The sequence below is a fragment of the Rhodanobacter lycopersici genome (assembly GCF_040812335.1).
Lineage (GTDB): Bacteria > Pseudomonadota > Gammaproteobacteria > Xanthomonadales > Rhodanobacteraceae > Rhodanobacter_A > Rhodanobacter_A lycopersici.
The window spans coordinates 308,491-326,340 of sequence record NZ_JBFOHK010000005.1 but is presented as its reverse complement, the minus strand read 5'-3'; the positions used below and the strand labels follow the sequence as shown (position 1 = coordinate 326,340).

Below are 17,850 nucleotides of genomic sequence, written 5' to 3'. Positions count from 1 at the left end.
CATGCGCCCGGCACTGGCCTGGGTACGCCTGCGGCTGCGCGGACGCGCGGACAGTGAGCATGCGCAAGTGTTCGTGCGCATCGCGATCACCCTGCTGTTCTCCCTCTATCTTGGCTGGAAAGTCGGCTGGGGAGACCACACGCCGGGGTTGTTCTCGACCTGGCTGATTCTGCTCGGCGAGCTGGCGCTGGCGATCGGCCTGCTTGTCGCCATTCTCGTCGCACCGCAGCCATCGCAGGTGAGGCGCTGGCTGGGGATGCTGGCCGACTACGCGGCGATCGGCGGGGTGATGTACCTGCAAGGCGAGTCGGCCTCGCCGTTGTACGCGGCGTACCTGTGGGTTTCGATCGGCAACGGCATGCGCTATGGACCGCCCTACCTGTATGCCTCCACGGCGTTGGCCGCGCTGTCGTTCGCGGCGATGATGACGTTCACGCCCTACTGGCTGCAGAACCGGTACCTGTCCTGGGGATTGCTGCTGGGCCTGGTCGCGGTGCCGTTGTACTTTGCTTCCTTGCTCAAGGCGTTGACCGCCGCGATCGAGGAGGCCCGCCGCGCCAACCTGGCCAAGAGCCGCTTCCTCGCCAACATGAGCCACGAGTTCCGCACGCCGCTGAACGGGCTGTCGGGCATGTCGGAGCTGCTGGCGAGCACCCGGCTGGACACGGAGCAGCGCGGCTATCTGGAAACCATCCAGGCCGCCAGCCGCTCGCTGCTGGCACTGGTGGAGGACGTGCTGGACATCTCGGCGATCGAGGCCGGCAAGCTGCGGCTGAAGCAGGAAAGCTTCAACCTGAATGCCTTGCTGGAGCAGATCAACCTGATGCTGCGCCCCGAGGCGCGTTCGAAGCGGCTGGACTACGCGGTGACGGTATTGCCGGAAGTGCCGGAGCAACTGCGTGGCGACCCTCAGCACCTGCAGCAGGTGCTGGTGAACCTGCTGAGCAACGCGATCAAGTTCACTGCGTCGGGCGAAGTCCGCATGACCGTGGCGAAAACGGCCGGGATCGGCACGGAACGGGTACGCCTGCGTTTCACGGTTTCGGATACGGGCATCGGCATTCCCGCATCGGCGCGCGCAAGACTGTTCGAGGCATTCGAGCAGGCCGACAACAGCCTGGCCCGAAAGCACCAAGGCAGCGGGTTGGGGACCACGATCGCCAAGGGCCTGACCGAGGCCATGGGGGGATCGATCGGGTTCGAAAGCAACGAGAACGTCGGCAGCCGGTTCTGGGTCGAGCTGCCGTTCGATGCCGCCGTCGAACCCGCGCACGCATCCACCGGCGGCAAATCGCAAACCGCGGACGCACGCATACCACCTGCACCACCGACTGCGCACAACGTCATTGCGTTTGCCGATCCGTTCTCGCGCCATCGTGCCCGGATCAGGTCGGCGCGCGTCCTGGTCGCCGACGACCATGCCGCCAACCGGCTGCTCCTGCAGGGGGTGTTGCAGAAGGCAGGGCACCGGGTGATGACGGTGGAGGACGGCGAAGTCGCATTGGATGCGTTGGCGGGAGGCGGCTTCGAGCTGGCACTGCTGGATCTGCACATGCCGTCGCTGAGCGGCATCGACCTGCTGCGTCAGCTGCGTGTGATGGAAGCGGGCACGCGCACGCGCACCCCGGTGGTGATCATCAGCGCCGATGCCACTCCCGAGTCGGCACAGGCCTGCCGTGACGCCGGCGCACGCGCGTTCATAACCAAACCCTTTGCCGCCGGAAGACTGCTCGATGCGATTGCGGCGATCCTGACCGGCGGAACCGGCGAGGAACAGGACAGCCCGCAACCGGTCGCGCATGCCTCTTCCGCGGAAGTGCTGGACCCGTCGGTGCTGGACGAACTCGCGTCGCTAGGAATGGGCAAGGCATTCGAAGCCGACTTCATCGGCCAGTGCATTGCCGACGCACGGGTGGCGCTGGCGAGGATGCGCCAGACCGGAGCGGAGGGCGACTGGGAACGGTTCCGCGACCATGCCCATGCCATGAAGGGGATCGCCGGCAATCTCGGCCTGGTGCAGTGCGCCGGCTTGAGCGGCGCCCTGATGCGGATGACCGCCTTCGAGCTGGAACGCGACTGGCGACGCCATTGCGAAAGCCTGACCCAGCGCCTGCACGACGGCGAACAGGCGCTGCAAGCGCGCGGGAGCTGGATACCCGCGCGCGAGGACAGCCCACAGTCGCCATGATCAGGCCTGCACGGCAGTCTGCTCGCCGTGTCGGCGATACTGCGCGCGCACCAGCCGCTCCATCGTCCGCAGCGACTTTTCGCCGAGCTGCAACGCGGTATCCACCCAGATCTCGGTAATCGCCATCATCTCCTCCAGCGTCACCGGCTGCGCCAACGCCCGGACCCGATGCATCGCCATGCGCGCATGCGGGATGCGGCGATTGCCGCGGATGACTTCCTCGACCGCCTGCACGCCCTGCCCGCGCGGGGCCAGCACGTCCACCAGCCCCATCTTGTAAAGCTCTTCGCTGGACAGAATGTCGCCGCTCAGCATCAGCTGTTCGGCCCGGTGGGGCGGGATGCGCTTGCACAGGAAGGAATAGGCCCCCATCCCCGGGAACAGGTCGAACAGCACCTCCGGCAATCCCATGCCGACGCCCTCTTCCGCCACGATGGTGTGGCAGCTCAGCGCGACTTCGAAGCCGCCGCCCAGGGCATCGCCCTGCACCAGCGCGATGCTGTGTGCGTCGGCATCGAGCCCGGCATGGAAAGCATGCACGCCGCGCACGCACTGCCGGGCGTAGGTCAGCAGGGCGGGACGGTTCTGGTGGCGGATCGCGTTGCAAAAGTACTCGAGGTCGCCACCGAGATTGAACGCATCGCAGTCGGAAGCGAGCACCACATGCCGCAGCCCGGCTTCGCCAAACATGCGTTCCCGGCGCAACCTGTCGCCCAGGACGTTCTGGTACTGCAGGATGTCGGCAACCAGCGCCGGCTTGAAGCAGGCGCGACCGGGAGAGGTGGCCAGATCGGCGTGCATGTGGCACCAGTGCACGGCGGCGTCCGCACTCTCGGTGACACGCAGGGTGGGGTAACGGGGGGCAGAAGCAAGCTTCTCCAGAATCGCGGTAGCCATGGTCACTCCAGACGGTTGATGCCAGCCCGGGCCGTGGCCGGCGGGACACGGAAGGTACGTCGAGGGAAGCCCGGAGGCCTCTATGCACCCAAACGCTTGGAAGTGCAAGGAAAAACCCTGCCCCCGGGGTGACATGCCCCGGATCGGGGAAGCCGCAGATCCAGCCGCGCAACTTGCCGCTGCGACCGTCCATGGCCCGGCACGCGTTCCTCGCCGGGCAGGCTCTGAAGACCTACCCTCGCAACCGCGGCACCCCATGCTCGTCGCGCTCCTCCACCGCGATGGCACTGGTATCGATCACGCCGCTGGTCTGGCCGTGGGATTGGCGCACGGTCTCACCACGCGCCATGGCGAGGGCGTTGCGGTAGCAGCGTTGCGCCTGGGTGGCGTCACCCTGGCCCTGCCAGGCATTGCCAAGCGCTTCCCAGGCACCAGTGCCGGATTCGAGTGCCAGCGAGCGCTCGAGGTACTGGCGGCCCTTGCCCCAAAGTTTCGAGCGCACGCAGATGCGGCCCAGCGCAAGCAACAACACGGCGTCGTTGGGGTGCTGGTCGAGCCAGCCTTCGGCGCGGCGCAGGCGGGCGTCGAGGTCCCCGCCGGCGAGCACGCCGTAGGCCTCCACCAGTTCCGGCGTCCATTCGCGGCGCAGTGCGGATTCGAGCTCGTCCATCGCGGGCAGCACCAGGCCGAAACCGGCGGCACGACGCGCGTAGGCGTCGATGGCGGCGGGGGCCCGGCGCTGGGCCTTGGGCAATTGCGACCACAACGTGTTGAGCGCGGCGCCGTCGGGCGCGGCGTCGATGGCGGCAACCAGCACCTTCGCCTCGATCACGGTATAGCCACGCGTGCCGAGCGCGCCGCTTTTCTGCAGTGGTTCCAAGGTGGCAAGCGCGCGGCGGGTGTCGCCTGCGGCCAGCGCGGAGAGTGCCAGCTCGCGCCAGCCGCCCGGCGGCAGTGCAGCCTTGTCGGCATCGGGCACGAGCAGGGCCAACGCCTCGGCGGCCTTGCCGTCACGGCGCAGCACGCGGGCGCGCAGCACGCGGGCGGCCTGCGGCGCGGCCTGCGAGGCTTCGGCGAGGATCTCCAGCGCACGGCCGTGTTCGCCGCGACGCGAGGCGGCCTCGGCGGAGGCAAGCAGGGCGACACCTCGCAGCGCGTCCAGCCGCGAGGCACGGTTGAGGTCGCGCTCGGCATCGCCGTGGCGGCCCTCCATCAGCGCGATCAGGCCCTCGGCCAGCCGCTTGCGGCTGAGCCGGCGATGCCGCCGCGACAGTGCGCCGAACGGCCAGCGCAGCAGCCGCCATGCTGCGATGAGCACGACCCAGGCCAGGAGCAGGATGACCACGGCGGCGACCACCGTGGTCTGCACGCGCCAGCCATGCATGCGCACCAGCACGTAGCCGGGATCGACCGCCACCCAGTGCCAGCCGAACGCGGCCAGCGCGGCGACGATCACCAGCAGCAGGATCCAGCGCCACAAACTCATCGCGCGGCTCCCGCGGCGCGCCCCGGCACCGCCGTACTGGCCGCCGATACGGGAATGTTCGACAGCGTGTGCACCGCGCGCAGGTTGCGCAACTCGGTCAGCGTGGCACCGAGTTGCACTGGCGTATTGTTCGGCAAGGCGTCGGCCAGCTGTTTCAGCGTGGCGCGCGCCTGCTGCACGGATTCGGCGCGGTCGTCGAACTGGCCGGCCAGCCCGGCGTCGGCGCGCCGCAAGGCCGCGGCCCAGGCCTTGGGATCGTGCGCCAGCAGCGCGGCCTGTGCCTGCGCGAGATCCAGCGCCGCCAGCTCGCGTGCGAAGCGCGCATCGGCCACTGCCAGCGGCGAGCCGTCGTCGCGCTGCACGCTGATCACGCCGGCCAGCGCGCGACCGATGCGCGACCACGTACTCGACGATGCACCCGCCGGCACGTCCAGCGGCTTCAGCGGCAACGCGGGCAGCGCGCCGCGCAACGCAGTGAGCTTGTCCAACGCCTCGGCCTGGCCGGTCGGCTGGCTGGCGAGCAGCGCGCGGCGCTCGGTCTCGACGCCCTGGCGCAGCCCCGCAAATGCGCTGTCGTTCACCGCGGCCAGCGTCTGCGCAGCCAGTGCATAAGCAGCGGCCGCACCCTGCGCGTCGTGGAACAACTCGTAGCGCTCCTTGGCCATGCGCAACAGCGACTCGGTCTGGTCGAGCAAGGTGGCATCATGCGCCGAGAGCGTGTTCTCGGAGAGTTTGCCCACCGCTCCCTCCAGCTGACGCAGGCGGTCGCCCTGCAACTGCTGGGAGGCCTGCAGCGTGCGGTCGAGCTGGTCGGCGGCCTCCAGTCGCTGGGCGAGGTTGGCGTGGCCGCCGCTGACACTGGCCAAAGTGGTTTCCAACGCGGCCACGCGCTGTTGCAAGGCATTCAGCGCCTGCGCATCGGTGGCGTGCCCCTGCCGCTGCTGCCACTGGCGCCAGCCCACGTAGCCAGCCGCCAGCAAGGCCAGCAGTGCCAGCAGCAGAGCCAGCGCAACACTGCCGCCGCGCGGCGCAGCATCGCGTGATGCGGGTTTCGTGGCGCGCGGCGTGGCGGCAGGTGTGGCGGACGGTTCAGGCTCGTGTTCGTTCATGCCCGGCATGCTAGCAGGCAGTCCCGGGGCGTTCGTTGCAAGGCCGTGAAACGATCAGCGCAGGGCGGCAGCCTTCAGCAGGTCGGTGGCCAACGCCGACCCGGCCTGCACGACACGCGTGAAACCCGCCTCGCGGGCCGCCTGCGCCAGCCGCGCGCTGCTGACCACGGCCATCGCCGCACGCAGGCGCGCGAGAGCCGGTTCCGGCAGCGAGTTCACGAGGTTCTGCAGCGCCTCGGCACTGGAGAGCAGCACTCGCGCCGAACGCGGCAGTGCCTGCACAGCCTCGACGTGCCGGCGGTCCAGCCGCGGCGGCACGCGTCGGTATACCTGCAGCTCACGCAGCCGTGCACCACGTGCGGCCAGCTGCTCGCGCAACATGCCGCGCCCACCGGGTGCGCCGATCAGGGCCACGCGCTTGCCGTGCAGGGCTTGCGCGGCCGGCAGGTCGAGCAGGCCTTCACTGTCCTGCTGCCCCGGCGCCTGCGCGGACACGCCATGCCGGCGCAACGCCTGCGCCGTGCCCCGCCCCACCGCCAACACGGTGGCGCGCGTGCGCAAGGGCACCAGCGCCGCAGCAAAGCGCACTGCGGCGGGACTGGTGAACACCAGCAGCGCATCCGTCAGCGCGGTGCGCAGCGCCGAGCACATGCCCGCCTCGTCCACCGTGCCGCGCAGCGACAGGCCCGGCAGCAGCAGCGGCACGCCGCCGCACGTGCGCACGCGTCGAGCCAGTGCGGTGGCGGTGCCGGCAGGGCGGGTGATCACCACCACCCGGCCGTGCAACGCGGACGGCTTGCTTGCTCTTGAGGAAGGCACCAGCGCCCCACATCTTTTCGACCCGGCCAGCCTGCAGTCTAGCGGCTGCCATCGCTCCCCATGGATCACCCGTGAACCCAAGCCCCGATGCCGCCCGCGACCTGGTTCGTTTCATCCGCGACAAGATCCCGCTGGCGCGGGCGATGGATCTCGAGCTGCAGTCCCACGACGACGACCTGCTCATCCTGGGCGCACCGCTGGCGCCGAACGTCAACGACAAGGGCTGCGCGTTCGGCGGCAGCCTGGTAAGCCTGATGACGCTGTGCGGCTGGGGCCTGGTGGAACTGGCGCTGCGCGCGCGTGGCCAAGACTGCGACGTGTTCGTGGGCGAATCCACCGTGCGCTACCTGCAGCCGGTGTGGGCGGATTTCCGCGCCGAGGCGCGGCTGGCCGAAGACGCGGACTGGGCCAGTTTCTTCGACACCCTGCAGACACGCGGCAAGACACGCATCGAAGTGAGCTGCAACGTGCCCGGCGCGGACGGCAAGCCCGCCGCCATCCTGACCGCCCGCTTCGTGGCCAAGGCACGCTCCGCCTGATCCCGCGATTGAAGCGGCGCGTCCGCCGCCGCAGAATGACACGGACCTCCGGGGGACAAACCGCCATGCGCCGCATCCTGCTCCTGCTCGCCGCCAACGCCACCCTGCTGCTGGCCGGCTGTGCGCAAAATACCCGCAACGACAACCTGACCGCCACGCTCAACGCCTATGGCGGCGCGGTGCGCTGGGATGGCCTGCAGAGCGCGCTGCAGTTCATCGACCCCAAGGTGCTCAAGGCGCATCCGCCCACCAACCTCGACCTGGCGCGCTACCAGCAGGTGCGCGTCACCGACTACGACGAAGGCGCCGGCCCGACACCGCTGAACGAGGACGAAGTGCAGCAGACGGCGCAGATCAGCTTCGTCAACATCCACACCCAGGTGGAACGCAGTGTCGTCCAGCACCAGGTCTGGCGCTACGACGAGAAGACCAAGCACTGGTGGCTGGAAAGCGGCCCGCCGGACATCCGGCAGGACTGAACGACGTCCCAGATCCCCGTATAATCGCCGGTTTGACCGTACCGGCGCGGCTGTCGCGCCCCGTGGAAACGACATGCAAGATTTCCTGCACAAGCTGCCCCAGTTCATCGGCAACCATGCGGCGCTGGCTGCGCTGTTCGCGATCCTGCTGGTCGCGCTGATCGTGGTGCAGATCGGCCTCCTGCTCGGCAAGAGCAAGGAGCTGACGCCGGCCGGCCTGACCCAGCTGATCAACCGCGACAGCCCGCTGCTGATCGATCTTTCGGCGATCGCCGACTTCGAGAAGATGCACGTGCCCGGCGCGCGCCACGTGCTGATGAGCCAGTTCGATCCCGAGCACAAGGACCTGGCCAAGGCCAAGGAACTGCCAGTGGTGGTGATGGACAAGGACGGCCGCGGCAACTCGGTGAAGGCCTCGCAGCGCCTGGTCAAGGCCGGCTTCCAGAAGGTCTACACCCTGGGCGGCGGCGTGCTGTCCTGGCAACAGGCACAGCTGCCGGTGGCCAATGGCAACAAATAGGAACGCGTAGGAGCGGCTTCAGCCGCGATCAGCGTCAGCGTTGGAATCGCGGCTGAAGCCGCTCCTACAGGTGGAATCCCGCGCGGGCGGCGATGATCTGCGCCAGCACGTCCGGGGCGTAATCGAACGAGTCGTAGTAGAGCCGTTCCTCCGGCAACCCCGCCGCCACGAAGCGATGGCGTGCGATGTCGATCATTGCGGGCGGCCCGCTCATGTAGACGTCGTACGTCGACAACTCCGGGTGATCGGCCAGCACCGCCTCGTGCACCAGCCCCGTGCGCAGTCCCGCGTCGGCGGCCTGCTCTGCCTCGGACAGTACCGCGTGGAAGTGCAGCTGCGGCGCCCGCCGCTGCCATTGTTCGACCTGCGGCAGCAGATACAGGTCCGCGGCGCGGCGTGCGCCCCAGTACACATCCATCGTGCGGCGCGTGCCCAGCGCGAGGAAATGTTCGACGATCGCCTTCACCGGGGCGATGCCGGTGCCACCGGCCATGAAGATCATCGGTCGTTCCGAGTCCTCGCGCGCCACGAAGGTACCTAGTGGCCCCTCGATGCGCAGCGTGTCGCCCACCGCAAGCTCGTTGGCCACCCGCGAGGTGAAACCGCCGCCAGCGACATGGCGCACGTGCAGTTCGATGCTGCCGTCCGGTTGTGGCCCGTTGGCGATCGAGAACGGGCGGCGCCGACCCTCGTCCAGCAGCACGTCGAGATACTGCCCCGGCAACCATTGCAGGCGCGGCTGGCCCTCGGCTGGCAACAGGTGCAGTCCGGTCACGTCGGGCGCCAGCGCCCGCTTCTCGGTCACACGCACGGTGAGCTGGCGGCGCGCGATATCTTCCACCGAAGCCACCTCGCGCGCTTCCAGCAGCAGGTCGCTGGCCGGCACCGCCTGGCACAGCAGCACGGCATGATGGGCACGCTCGTCGGCGTCCAGCGCCAGCGGCGGGTTGCGCGGGTACTCGCAACGGCCGGCCAGCAGGGTGGCCTTGCAGCTGCCGCAGACGCCGGCACGGCACGAGTACGGCAAGGCGATGCCGGCACGCTGCGCGGCTTCCAGCACGGTTTCGCCCGCGGCCACGTCGAAGCGACGGCCGGTGCTTTTCAGGGTGACGGTGAACACGCGCACATTGTCGCCGCGATGGCGGTCGGCCGACAATGCATGTCCGTTTCCGAGGACCGACCATGGGCATCTGGCAGCAGGACACCGATCTGGCGCGCATCGATACGTGGAGCGCGAACACGCTGATGGAGGCGCTGGGCATCCGCATCACCGAGGCCGGCGAGGACTGGCTGCGCGGCACCATGCCGGTGGACGGCCGCACCCACCAGCCCTACGGCTTGTTGCACGGTGGCGCCTCGGTGGCGCTGGCCGAGACACTGGGCAGCACTGCAGCAATGCTCACGCTCGATCCCGCGAAGTTCCGCGCCGTGGGCCTGGAAATCAACGCGAACCACATACGCGGCGTGCGCGATGGCACGGTCACCGGTACCGCGAAGGCATTGCATCTGGGACGCAGCACCCAGGTGTGGGAGATCCGCATCGAGGACGAACGGCAACGGTTGGTGTGCGTGTCGCGACTGACGATGGCGGTGGTGCCGGTCGACATGGTGGCAGCGCGTTGAACGACACACCTTACGCGGGCCTCACCCCCGACCTGGTGCTCGACGCCGTGGGCGCCTGCGGCCTGTGGCCGGACGGCCGTCTGCTCGCACTCAACAGCTACGAGAACCGTGTGTGGCAGGTGGGTATCGAAGACGCCCCGCCGGTGATCGCGAAGTTCTACCGCCCCGGCCGCTGGAGCGATGCCGCGATCCTCGAGGAACACGCCTTCGCACAGGAACTGGCCGACGACGAAGTGCCGATGGTGGCGCCGCTCGTGTTCGACGGCCGCACCCTGTTGCAGCACGGCAGCTTCCGCTACGCGCTGGCGCCGCGCCACGGTGGCCGTGCGCCAGCACTGGAATCGCGCGAACAGTTGGAATGGCTGGGTCGCCTGCTCGCACGCCTGCATGCGGTGGGCGCACGCCGTCCGTTCGCACACCGTGGCACGCTCGACCGCACCACGTTGATCATGCAGCCGATGCAGGCCGTGCTGGCCTCGTCCTTGCTGCCCGCACATCTGCACACCGCCTACCGCAACGCCGCCCAACGGCTCGACGCGACGGTGGCCGCGCGCTTCGATGCCGTGGGCCCCGTGCGCACCCTGCGCCTGCATGGCGATTGCCACCCCGGCAACATCCTGTGGACCGATGCCGGCCCGCACTTCGTCGACCTCGACGATGCACGCATGGGTCCGGCGATGCAGGACCTGTGGATGCTCGCCAGCGACGACGCGGCGATGCGCGCGCTGCTGGACGGCTACACCCAGCTGCGCGACTTCGATCTCGCGGAGCTCGCGCTGATACCCGCGCTGCGTGCGATGCGCCAGCTGCACTACGCCGGCTGGATCGCCCAGCGTTGGCGCGATCCCGCCTTCCCCGCAGCCTTTCCGTTCGTGGCCGAGGCGCGCTGGTGGGACGAGCACATCGCCGATCTGCACGAGCTGGCCGACGCGCTCGATTGAGCTCCTCGCCTACAATGCCTCTCCTTTTCCGGAGCCAGTCCCCATGCGCCTGTTGCTGTTCCGCCTGATCGGCATCCTCGAAGTGGCCGGCGGCTGCTACGGCATGATCCAGATGCTGTACCGCCTGCTGCCGTTCCGTGCGCACGACAGCGCGGTCGCACTGATCGGCCTTGTGCTGTACGCCTTCGTGCTGGTGGCGGGCGCGCTGTTGCTGGAGAACAGCGAGCGCGGCGTGCGCTGGTCGGGCTGGGCGCAGCTGCTGCAGCTGCCGCTGATCGCCACGCCGGTCTTCAGCTGGGCGCTGCACTGCGGCGGCTACGTCAACGTGTTCGCCACGCTGCACCTGCCGCCGCACCTGGGACTGGCCGCGCACTTCGGCAGCCAGGCTTTCGTGCTCGCCATCGGTGGTCCCGCCGCCTCGCACCTCGGCATCAACCTGCTGGCGCTGCTGTCGTGGCTGGCATTGAGGCTGCGCTGATTGCCGCGCAGGAGCGGCCGTAGGAGCGGCTTCAGCCGCGATTCCTCGCGCCACGGTCGCGGCTGAAGCCGCTCCTACAATTTCCTTCCGCGCGCGGGATGCTCAGCCGAACACGATGCTGGCGATCGCGCCGTTCGCGTCGGTGCGCGGGCGCATCGACACATCCCAGCCGTACAGCTCGCACAACCGGCGCACGATGGCGAGGCCGAGACCCGCGCCGCTGCCGCCGGCGCCTTCGCCACGCACGCCGCGCTGGAACAGGCGCTCGGCATCCTCCGGCTTGATGCCGGGGCCGGTGTCGATCACCTCGATGCGGCCACCACCCACCTCGACGCGCACCGTGCCTTCGAGCGTGTACTTGATCGCGTTGCCGATCAGGTTGGTGAGCGCCACCGACAGCACCGAAGCCGGCGCGTTGACGCTGACCGGCTCCAGCGCCGCCAGCTCGATCTCCAGCGGCTTGCCGCGCACCTGCGGGCGCTGGCTCTCGATCACGTCGGCGGCGACCTTGGCCACCTCGGTGGTCTCGCCGCGGGTGGGACCGCGCCGCTCGGCGCGCGACAGCAGCAGCAGAGCCTCGATCAGCTCGGTGGCCTGGCGCGAGGCGCGCTCGATGCGCTTCAGGCGTTCGCGCAGCTTGTCGGTGAGATCAGGCGAGTCCTGCAGCAACTCAGTGGTGCTGGAGATCACCGCCAGCGGCGTGCGCAACTCGTGGCTGACGTCGGAGTTGAACTCGCGGTCGCGCTCTACCATCGCAGTGAGTCGCGCCGCATATTCGTCCAGCACGTGTGCCAGTTCGCCCACTTCGTCGTCGGCGAAATGCTGGGCGAGCGGCTCGGCCTTGCCGGCCTTGCGGAAATCGCGGATGCGCTGCGCGAGTTGAGTCACCGGCTTCAGCACTTTGCGTGAAAGCCAGAGACCTATGGCCAGCGAGAGCATGCTGAGCAGCAATACCACCGTGATCAGCGCCGTGAACAACTGCCGTTTGCCCAAATCGTCGCGGCTGACGTCGTACCGGACAAAAGCAATCAAGCCAAAGCGGCGACTCACTGCCAGCTTGTAGTGGCGCAGATGACCGTCCGCATCCGTTTCGTAAACGTCATGCACACCGCTGGACAGATTCTGCCAAGCCAACGGAGCCTTGTAGATGGTACGGTCGCTCCAACCCCAACCTGTCATCAGCTTGGAATAAAACGGCTGTCCCGGAGACTCGTGCATCTGTTGCGCGTAGCTGTCGGCATCCTGCTGCAACGAGGACACCACCAGTTGGTCCTCGACCTTGGCGCGCACGTACAACGAGGCAACAGCAAACAGCACGCTGAGGCCGAAGCCGAACAGCGCGAAGGAGAGAACGAGGCGAAAACGGAGCTTACGCCTGGATTGCATCCGGCTCGACCATCCTGTAGCCGATACCGTGCCGCGTGTGGATCAGCGGCTTGTCGAAGGGCTTGTCGATCGCAGCGCGCAGGCCGTGGATGTGCACGCGCAGCGAATCGGAATCGGGCAGCTCCTCGCCCCACACCTTCTGCTCCAGGTCCTGCCGCGTCACCACCGAGGGGCTGGCTTCCATCAACGCCTGCAGCAGCTTGAGGCCGATCGGGTTGAGCTGGATCGCCTTGCCCGCGCGGCTCACCGTGAGCGTGTCGAGGTTGTAGGTCAGGTCGGCCACCTTGAGCACGCGGCTCTGCGGGCCCTTGCCGCGGCGCGCCAGCACTTCCAGCCGCGCGGACAGCTCCTGCAGCGCGAACGGCTTGGTCATGTAGTCGTCGGCACCGGATTCGAAGCCGGTGAGCTTCTGTTCCAGCGCGTCGCGTGCGGTGAGCATCAGGATCGGGGTCTGCTTGTGCGCCTCGTGACGCAGCTTGCGCGCGACTTCCAGGCCGTCCATGCCGGGCAGGGTGAGGTCGAGCACGATCACGTCGAAATCGTGCACCACCGCCAGATGCAGGCCGGTGACGCCATCGCCGGCAAAGTCCACCACATGGCCACGATCTTCCAGATAGTCGCCGATGTTGGTCGCGATATCGCTGTTGTCTTCGATTACCAGTACGCGCATGCGCCGCTCCGCGATGCCGCCGGCGGCATGGGCCGGCCCCGGTCGCAAGCTTAACATTCGCGGCCTGCGAAACTCGCGGCAAACCGGCTACGGCCTGAACGGATGACTGCAAAAAATCGCCGGGGCGATTTTCGACATCGTGTCAACGACGGCCCGAAGGACGACCGCCAAGGTTGCTGGCCGCAAAAATATCGTCCAGAGCGATTTTTGACACCGCGCCAGCGACGGCCCGAAGGACGACCGCCAAGGTTGCTGGCCGCAAAAAATCGTCCGGAACGATTTTTGACATCGCGCCAGCGATGGCCCGAAGGGCGGCCGCCAGGGATGGTGGCCGCAAAAAGAAAACCCGGATGTGCCGACTCATCGCCGCCGCATCCGGGCACAGGTGCTCGTCCCGTTACCGCCATCCACCGTAATCGGACCTCACGGCACGCTTCAGGCAAATCGACAGCGGAATCGGTTATAGAGGCTCGGGGGTTACGACCCGGTTAACCCCGCGCGCGACGTTCATGTCGCATTCGTCTTGCCGCGTCGTGCGACACGTTGCGTGCCACCCACCCTCGCCTGCAGCAGCTCGATGATCGCACCCGCCACGTCCACGCCGGTGGCCGCCTCGATGCCTTCCAGCCCCGGCGATGCGTTCACCTCCAGCACCAGCGGGCCGCGGTCGGAGCGCAACAGGTCGACCCCGGCGATATCCAGCCCCATCGCGGCGGCGGCACGCTCAGCAATGCGTCTCTCCGCCGCACTCAGTTTCACTGCCGCCGCGCTGCCGCCGCGATGCAGGTTGGCGCGGAAATCGCCCGCGCTGGCTTCGCGCTGCATCGCCGCCACCACCTTGCCGCCGACCACGAAGCAGCGCAGATCGCAGCCCTTCGCTTCGGCGATGAATTCCTGCACCAGGAAATTCGCGTAGAGGCCGCGGAAGGCCTCGATCACGCTCTGCGAGGCGCTGCGTTTTTCCGCCAGCACCACGCCGGTGCCCTGGCTGCCTTCGTTGAGCTTGATCACGTGTGGCGGCTCGCCCAGCATCGCCAGCAGGTCCTCGGTGTCGTCGGGGTTGTCGCCGAACACGGTGACCGGCATCGCGATGCCCTGTGCGGCGAGGATCTGCAGGCTGCGCAGCTTGTCGCGCGCGCGCAGCACCGCGTCGGAGGAATTGGGCGTGTAGACCCCCATCGTCTCCAGCTGGCGCAGCACCGCGGTGCCGTAGAACGTGCTCTGTGTGCCGATGCGCGGGATCACCGCGTCGAGGTCGCGTACCGGCTTGCCCTTGTAGCGGATCGCCACGCTGCCGGGTGCAATGCGCACGTAGCAACGCAGCGGGTCGAGCACGCGCACCACGTGGCCGCGCGCGCGCGCCGCATCCACCAGTCGCTGGGTCGAGTACAGCCGTGCGTTGCGCGAGAGGATGGCGATCTTCATGGGCGATCCATGGCTGCCAGCGGCAGCCGGGGCTGGGTGTAGGCACGTGCCGGATCGACCGCGAAACGCCCGTGCAGGGCACTGCGGCCGAGCAGCATGGGAAACAGCATGTGTCGCCGATCGGTCAGGTTGATGTCGGCCACGAAGCGCTGACCCGCGAGCAGGATCTCGCTGCGGATGAACCAGCGTTCGGTGCGATGACCGCCGGTGTCGGTGACCGCGCGCCGATCCAGCGCCGGCGCCTCGCAGCACAACCGCTCCGCCGGGTGCCGCCCGGTACGCACGGTGAAGCGCAGCCATACCGCGCCATCGCGCAGGAAGCTGTCCAGTGACTCCACGTGCAACGCGCTGCTGCGTGCGCCGGTATCGAGCTTGGCCTTGAGCTGGGCAATACCCAGCTGCGGCAGCGCCAGCCGTTCGCGCCAGCCCAGCACGATCGGACTCGGGATAGCCGGATCGGTCATCGGTGTGGTCGCGCTCGCTGGGGTGGCGATGGGTCGGATCCGATGCGGTGCGTGGAAGTGGAGCGGGTGAAGGGAATCGAACCCTCGTCAGTAGCTTGGGAAGCTACAGCTCTACCATTGAGCTACACCCGCGCATCGGTCCGCGGATGGTAACCCGGGAAACGGCGCGGTGGGAATCGCCGGACCGTAGTCCAGCATGAACCATCGCCGGTCGATCGATATCCGCCCGCTGAACCTTCGACGCATCGGGCACGAAAACTAAGCCAGCCCTAATCCCTGCTGTAGGCATAATCGGGGCGTCAATGCGCGTCGCGCAGCGCGCTTGAGGCCAGGCACGGCATCACGCCATGCCGGTCTGCGTTGCGCAGGAACCGGGAGACTCCAAATGCGTGTGCCTGTCCCTCTGCTTGTTTCGCGATGCCGCCCCTGGCGGCGGCCGCTGGCCGTGTTGCTCCTGTGCCTGGTGGCCGGGCTGGCCCAGGCGCAATCCACCGGCAGCGACGACAGCGCGCCACCGGATCGCGTGGCACGGCTCTCCTATATCGCCGGCGACCTCGGCTTCCTGCCGGCCGGCAGCCAGGACTGGGCCGGCGCCGATCTCAACCGGCCGCTGATCACCGGTGACCGCCTCTCCGCCGGCGACGGCGCGCGCGCCGAGCTGGAACTGGGCGGCGCCAGCCTGCGCATGGATGGCGACACCGACTTCGGCCTGCTCAACCTCAACGACAACCTCGCCCAGGTGGAGCTGACCCAGGGCACGCTGAACCTCAGCGTGCGCCAACTCGACCAGGGCCAGAGCTACGAGATCGACACGCCCACGCTGGCGCTGGTGATCAGCCAGCCCGGTACCTTCCGCGTGGACGTGGACAACGACGGCAACGGCACCCGCGTCACCGTGTTCAATGGCCAGGCCGAGGTGTACGGCGAGAACAACGCGCAGCGCGACGTGGTCGCCGGGCGCAGCTACCAGTTCGACGATGCCTCGCTGGGCGCGCTGGTGATCACCGACATCGGCGGCGGCGACGCCTTCGACGCGTGGTGCAGCGAGCGCGACCAGCGCTACGCGCAATCCGCGGCGGACCCCTACGTTTCCGCCGACATGGTCGGCTACCAGGACCTGGATGAGTACGGCAGCTGGCAGGACTCGCCGGATTACGGCGCGGTCTGGTATCCCAGCCAGGTGCCGGTGGGCTGGGCGCCGTACCGCAACGGCCACTGGGCCTGGATCGCGCCATGGGGCTGGACCTGGGTGGACGACCTGCCGTGGGGCTTCGCGCCTTACCACTACGGCCGCTGGGCCTACATCCGCGGTGCCTGGGGCTGGATCCCAGGGCCGCGGGCGGTGCGCCCGGTGTACGCGCCGGCGCTGGTGGCCTTCGTGGGCGGCGGCCGGGGCGTGTCGATCGGCATCGGCGCGCCGGTGGGCTGGTTTCCGCTGGGCCCGGGCGAGATCTACAACCCGTGGTACCACTGCGATCGCGCGTACTACCAGCGCGTCAACATCGCCAACATCCACGTGCGCAACGCCGCCTACCGCAGCGTGGTCATCAACGACATCAACAGCCGGTACGGCGATTACCGCGCCGGGCGCGTGCCGCCGAACCTGCGCTACGCGAACCGCACCGTACCGCGCGGCTTCACCGCGGTGTCCGGCACGACCTTCGCCGGCGGCCAGCGCGTGCAGCGCGGTCTGCTGCGCGTCGATCCGCGCCAGCTCGCTGCCGCACCGGTGCTGGCCCGCGGCGCAAGCTCGCTGCGCCCCGAGCCGCACGGCATGGCGCCGCCGCGCAGCCCGCAGGCGCGGCCGCTGCCGACCGCCGGCTTCCGCCGCAATGTGGTGGCCCGCACGCCGCCGCCAGCCGCACTACCTGCAATGCACCCGAACTTCGCCCCAGCAAACGCGCGCACGCCGCAACGCACGGCTACGCCGTTCGCCAACGTGCGCGTGCTGAACGCCCGCGGCGCACCGCCACGCCCGGCTGCCGCGGCACCGGCCGAGGCGGCTCGCGCCATCCCGGCGCAGCCACGTACGATGCGCACGCCGAATGTCCCGGGCGGCCAGTCAGGCCTGCGCCAGATGGAGCCGGCGCAGGCAGGCGCACTACCCTCGGCCCGCTTCGCCCACCCGCAAGCAGACGGGCGCACCCTGCCCATGGTCGAACCGATCCGCCGCGAGCAACCGGCCGCATCGCGCCAGGCGCCGCGGCCGGGCGTGAGCTACATCGCCGGCCCGCAGGAGTCGCACCCGCAACCCAGCGAACGCCCGACCAACACGCTGCCGCAACCGCCCCGCTTCGAGCGCGCCCCTGCCCAGGAATATGTGCAGCCACGCCAGGAACCGATGCGCGAAGCCGCGCCCCCACGCCCGTCGTATTACCAGCCGCAGTCACCGCGCGAATACGCCCAGCCGGCCTACCAGCCGCAACCTCGTTACGAGGCGCCCCACCCCGCCCAAGGCCAGCAGCGGCGTGTCGAGCTGGAGCACAATGCACCGCCCCCGCGCCGGGACGATCAGCACTGAGTCCCATGCCGGCGCCTTGTCGCCCGCCATGCGTGGCGACAAGGTGCCGATATCCCGATTCGGCGCCAACGATGCCAGCGGCTACAATAGGCGCATGCAGATCACGCTCAACGGCCAGCCGCGCGATTGCGCTCCCTCCACCACCATCGCCCAGCTGCTGGAAACAGCCGGCTACGGCGGTCGGCGCGTGGCAGTGGAATTGAACCGCGAGATCGTGCCGCGCAGCCAGCACGCCAGCCACACGCTCGCCGAAGGCGACCAGCTCGAAATCGTCCACGCCATCGGCGGCGGGTGAGCCCGCGCGC

The 17,850-nt window shown here is 68.7% G+C and carries 19 protein-coding genes and 1 tRNA gene; 9 read left to right on the top strand and 11 right to left on the bottom strand.

Annotation, left to right across the window (positions count from 1 at the left end):
• Position 1 precedes the first annotated feature (1 nt).
• On the top strand, positions 2–2,188 hold the full coding sequence (locus tag ABQJ54_RS17490) for an ATP-binding protein (protein WP_367855601.1): 2,187 nt from the start codon (positions 2–4) through the stop codon (positions 2,186–2,188).
• Here the strand turns inward: ABQJ54_RS17490 and ABQJ54_RS17485 are convergent, their stop codons facing one another.
• The 4 genes from ABQJ54_RS17485 to ABQJ54_RS17470 form a co-directional block, all read right to left on the bottom strand.
• Positions 2,189–3,085, bottom strand: coding sequence for a crotonase/enoyl-CoA hydratase family protein (locus ABQJ54_RS17485; RefSeq protein ID WP_367855600.1), 897 nt, complete (start codon positions 3,083–3,085; stop codon positions 2,189–2,191).
• Positions 3,086–3,317: 232 nt separating this feature from the next.
• Positions 3,318–4,571 (bottom strand): heme biosynthesis HemY N-terminal domain-containing protein, encoded by a 1,254-nt coding sequence (locus tag ABQJ54_RS17480; protein WP_367855599.1) that lies wholly within the window; start codon positions 4,569–4,571, stop codon positions 3,318–3,320.
• Positions 4,568–5,680 (bottom strand): uroporphyrinogen-III C-methyltransferase, encoded by a 1,113-nt coding sequence (locus ABQJ54_RS17475; RefSeq protein ID WP_367855598.1) that lies wholly within the window; start codon positions 5,678–5,680, stop codon positions 4,568–4,570. Before ABQJ54_RS17475 ends, ABQJ54_RS17480 begins: the two co-directional genes overlap by 4 nt.
• A 54-nt stretch (positions 5,681–5,734) precedes the next feature.
• A complete protein-coding gene (locus ABQJ54_RS17470) occupies positions 5,735–6,499 on the bottom strand; it encodes a uroporphyrinogen-III synthase (protein ID WP_367855597.1) in 765 nt (254 codons plus the stop codon).
• Between the two features lie 71 nt (positions 6,500–6,570).
• Here ABQJ54_RS17470 and ABQJ54_RS17465 point away from each other — a divergent pair, with 71 nt between their 5' ends.
• From ABQJ54_RS17465 to ABQJ54_RS17455, 3 genes are all read left to right on the top strand, one after another.
• Positions 6,571–7,038: a YiiD C-terminal domain-containing protein gene (locus ABQJ54_RS17465; RefSeq protein WP_367855596.1), complete on the top strand. Its 468-nt coding sequence runs from the start codon at positions 6,571–6,573 to the stop codon at positions 7,036–7,038.
• A gap of 65 nt (positions 7,039–7,103) precedes the next feature.
• Positions 7,104–7,517, top strand: a complete 414-nt coding sequence (locus ABQJ54_RS17460; RefSeq protein WP_367855595.1) for a hypothetical protein — start codon at positions 7,104–7,106, stop codon at positions 7,515–7,517.
• Positions 7,518–7,590: 73 nt separating this feature from the next.
• On the top strand, positions 7,591–8,037 hold the full coding sequence (locus ABQJ54_RS17455; RefSeq protein WP_367855594.1) for a rhodanese-like domain-containing protein: 447 nt from the start codon (positions 7,591–7,593) through the stop codon (positions 8,035–8,037).
• Positions 8,038–8,101: 64 nt separating this feature from the next.
• Here the strand turns inward: ABQJ54_RS17455 and ABQJ54_RS17450 are convergent, their stop codons facing one another.
• Positions 8,102–9,193: a 2Fe-2S iron-sulfur cluster-binding protein gene (locus tag ABQJ54_RS17450; protein WP_437343370.1), complete on the bottom strand. Its 1,092-nt coding sequence runs from the start codon at positions 9,191–9,193 to the stop codon at positions 8,102–8,104.
• Between the two features lie 26 nt (positions 9,194–9,219).
• On the opposite strand from ABQJ54_RS17450, the gene ABQJ54_RS17445 reads away from it, so the two are divergent.
• Genes ABQJ54_RS17445 through ABQJ54_RS17435 form a run of 3 tightly spaced genes read left to right on the top strand, consistent with a single transcriptional unit; the run spans position 9,220 to position 11,079 of the window.
• Positions 9,220–9,660 carry a hotdog fold thioesterase gene (locus ABQJ54_RS17445; RefSeq protein ID WP_367855593.1) on the top strand — a complete coding sequence of 147 codons (441 nt, stop codon included), beginning with the start codon at positions 9,220–9,222 and terminating at the stop codon, positions 9,658–9,660.
• Positions 9,657–10,601, top strand: a complete 945-nt coding sequence (locus tag ABQJ54_RS17440) for a serine/threonine protein kinase (RefSeq protein ID WP_367855592.1) — start codon at positions 9,657–9,659, stop codon at positions 10,599–10,601. Before ABQJ54_RS17445 ends, ABQJ54_RS17440 begins: the two co-directional genes overlap by 4 nt.
• Before the next feature lie 43 nt (positions 10,602–10,644).
• The gene (locus tag ABQJ54_RS17435) at positions 10,645–11,079 is read left to right on the top strand and encodes a hypothetical protein (protein WP_367855591.1); all 435 of its coding nucleotides are present in this window, start codon (positions 10,645–10,647) and stop codon (positions 11,077–11,079) included.
• Between the two features lie 102 nt (positions 11,080–11,181).
• Here ABQJ54_RS17435 and ABQJ54_RS17430 read toward each other — a convergent pair whose 3' ends face one another.
• The 6 genes from ABQJ54_RS17430 to ABQJ54_RS17405 form a co-directional block, all read right to left on the bottom strand.
• Positions 11,182–12,465: a sensor histidine kinase gene (locus ABQJ54_RS17430; RefSeq protein WP_367855590.1), complete on the bottom strand. Its 1,284-nt coding sequence runs from the start codon at positions 12,463–12,465 to the stop codon at positions 11,182–11,184.
• Positions 12,449–13,135 (bottom strand): response regulator transcription factor, encoded by a 687-nt coding sequence (locus ABQJ54_RS17425; RefSeq protein ID WP_367855589.1) that lies wholly within the window; start codon positions 13,133–13,135, stop codon positions 12,449–12,451. The genes ABQJ54_RS17430 and ABQJ54_RS17425 overlap by 17 nt, the downstream gene beginning before the upstream one ends.
• Before the next feature lie 142 nt (positions 13,136–13,277).
• Positions 13,278–13,499 carry a hypothetical protein gene (locus tag ABQJ54_RS17420; RefSeq protein WP_367855588.1) on the bottom strand — a complete coding sequence of 74 codons (222 nt, stop codon included), beginning with the start codon at positions 13,497–13,499 and terminating at the stop codon, positions 13,278–13,280.
• A gap of 143 nt (positions 13,500–13,642) precedes the next feature.
• Positions 13,643–14,560 carry a 30S ribosomal protein S6--L-glutamate ligase gene (gene rimK, locus ABQJ54_RS17415; protein WP_367855587.1) on the bottom strand — a complete coding sequence of 306 codons (918 nt, stop codon included), beginning with the start codon at positions 14,558–14,560 and terminating at the stop codon, positions 13,643–13,645.
• The gene (locus ABQJ54_RS17410; protein ID WP_367855586.1) at positions 14,557–15,024 is read right to left on the bottom strand and encodes an ATP-dependent zinc protease family protein; all 468 of its coding nucleotides are present in this window, start codon (positions 15,022–15,024) and stop codon (positions 14,557–14,559) included. The genes rimK and ABQJ54_RS17410 overlap by 4 nt, the downstream gene beginning before the upstream one ends.
• 58 nt (positions 15,025–15,082) lie before the next feature.
• Positions 15,083–15,156, bottom strand: a tRNA-Gly gene (locus ABQJ54_RS17405).
• 313 nt (positions 15,157–15,469) lie between these two features.
• On the opposite strand from ABQJ54_RS17405, the gene ABQJ54_RS17400 reads away from it, so the two are divergent.
• Positions 15,470–17,545, top strand: coding sequence for a DUF6600 domain-containing protein (locus ABQJ54_RS17400; protein ID WP_367855585.1), 2,076 nt, complete (start codon positions 15,470–15,472; stop codon positions 17,543–17,545).
• Positions 17,511–17,840, top strand: a complete 330-nt coding sequence (thiS, locus tag ABQJ54_RS19155) for a sulfur carrier protein ThiS (RefSeq protein ID WP_437343369.1) — start codon at positions 17,511–17,513, stop codon at positions 17,838–17,840. Before ABQJ54_RS17400 ends, thiS begins: the two co-directional genes overlap by 35 nt.
• The last annotated feature ends 10 nt before the right edge of the window (positions 17,841–17,850 follow it).

Coding starts and splice junctions, on each gene's coding strand:
- ABQJ54_RS17445 (WP_367855593.1), top strand. CDS start 9,220: ATGGGCATCTGGCAGCAGGACACCGATCTGGCGCGCATCGATACGTGG.
- ABQJ54_RS17490 (WP_367855601.1), top strand. CDS start 2: ATGCGCCCGGCACTGGCCTGGGTACGCCTGCGGCTGCGCGGACGCGCG.
- ABQJ54_RS17475 (WP_367855598.1), bottom strand. CDS start 5,680: ATGAACGAACACGAGCCTGAACCGTCCGCCACACCTGCCGCCACGCCG.
- ABQJ54_RS17410 (WP_367855586.1), bottom strand. CDS start 15,024: ATGACCGATCCGGCTATCCCGAGTCCGATCGTGCTGGGCTGGCGCGAA.
- thiS (WP_437343369.1), top strand. CDS start 17,511: ATGCACCGCCCCCGCGCCGGGACGATCAGCACTGAGTCCCATGCCGGC.
- ABQJ54_RS17485 (WP_367855600.1), bottom strand. CDS start 3,085: ATGGCTACCGCGATTCTGGAGAAGCTTGCTTCTGCCCCCCGTTACCCC.
- ABQJ54_RS17480 (WP_367855599.1), bottom strand. CDS start 4,571: ATGAGTTTGTGGCGCTGGATCCTGCTGCTGGTGATCGTCGCCGCGCTG.
- ABQJ54_RS17420 (WP_367855588.1), bottom strand. CDS start 13,499: ATGAGTCGGCACATCCGGGTTTTCTTTTTGCGGCCACCATCCCTGGCG.
- ABQJ54_RS17430 (WP_367855590.1), bottom strand. CDS start 12,465: ATGCAATCCAGGCGTAAGCTCCGTTTTCGCCTCGTTCTCTCCTTCGCG.
- ABQJ54_RS17455 (WP_367855594.1), top strand. CDS start 7,591: ATGCAAGATTTCCTGCACAAGCTGCCCCAGTTCATCGGCAACCATGCG.
- ABQJ54_RS17425 (WP_367855589.1), bottom strand. CDS start 13,135: ATGCGCGTACTGGTAATCGAAGACAACAGCGATATCGCGACCAACATC.
- ABQJ54_RS17435 (WP_367855591.1), top strand. CDS start 10,645: ATGCGCCTGTTGCTGTTCCGCCTGATCGGCATCCTCGAAGTGGCCGGC.
- ABQJ54_RS17460 (WP_367855595.1), top strand. CDS start 7,104: ATGCGCCGCATCCTGCTCCTGCTCGCCGCCAACGCCACCCTGCTGCTG.
- rimK (WP_367855587.1), bottom strand. CDS start 14,560: ATGAAGATCGCCATCCTCTCGCGCAACGCACGGCTGTACTCGACCCAG.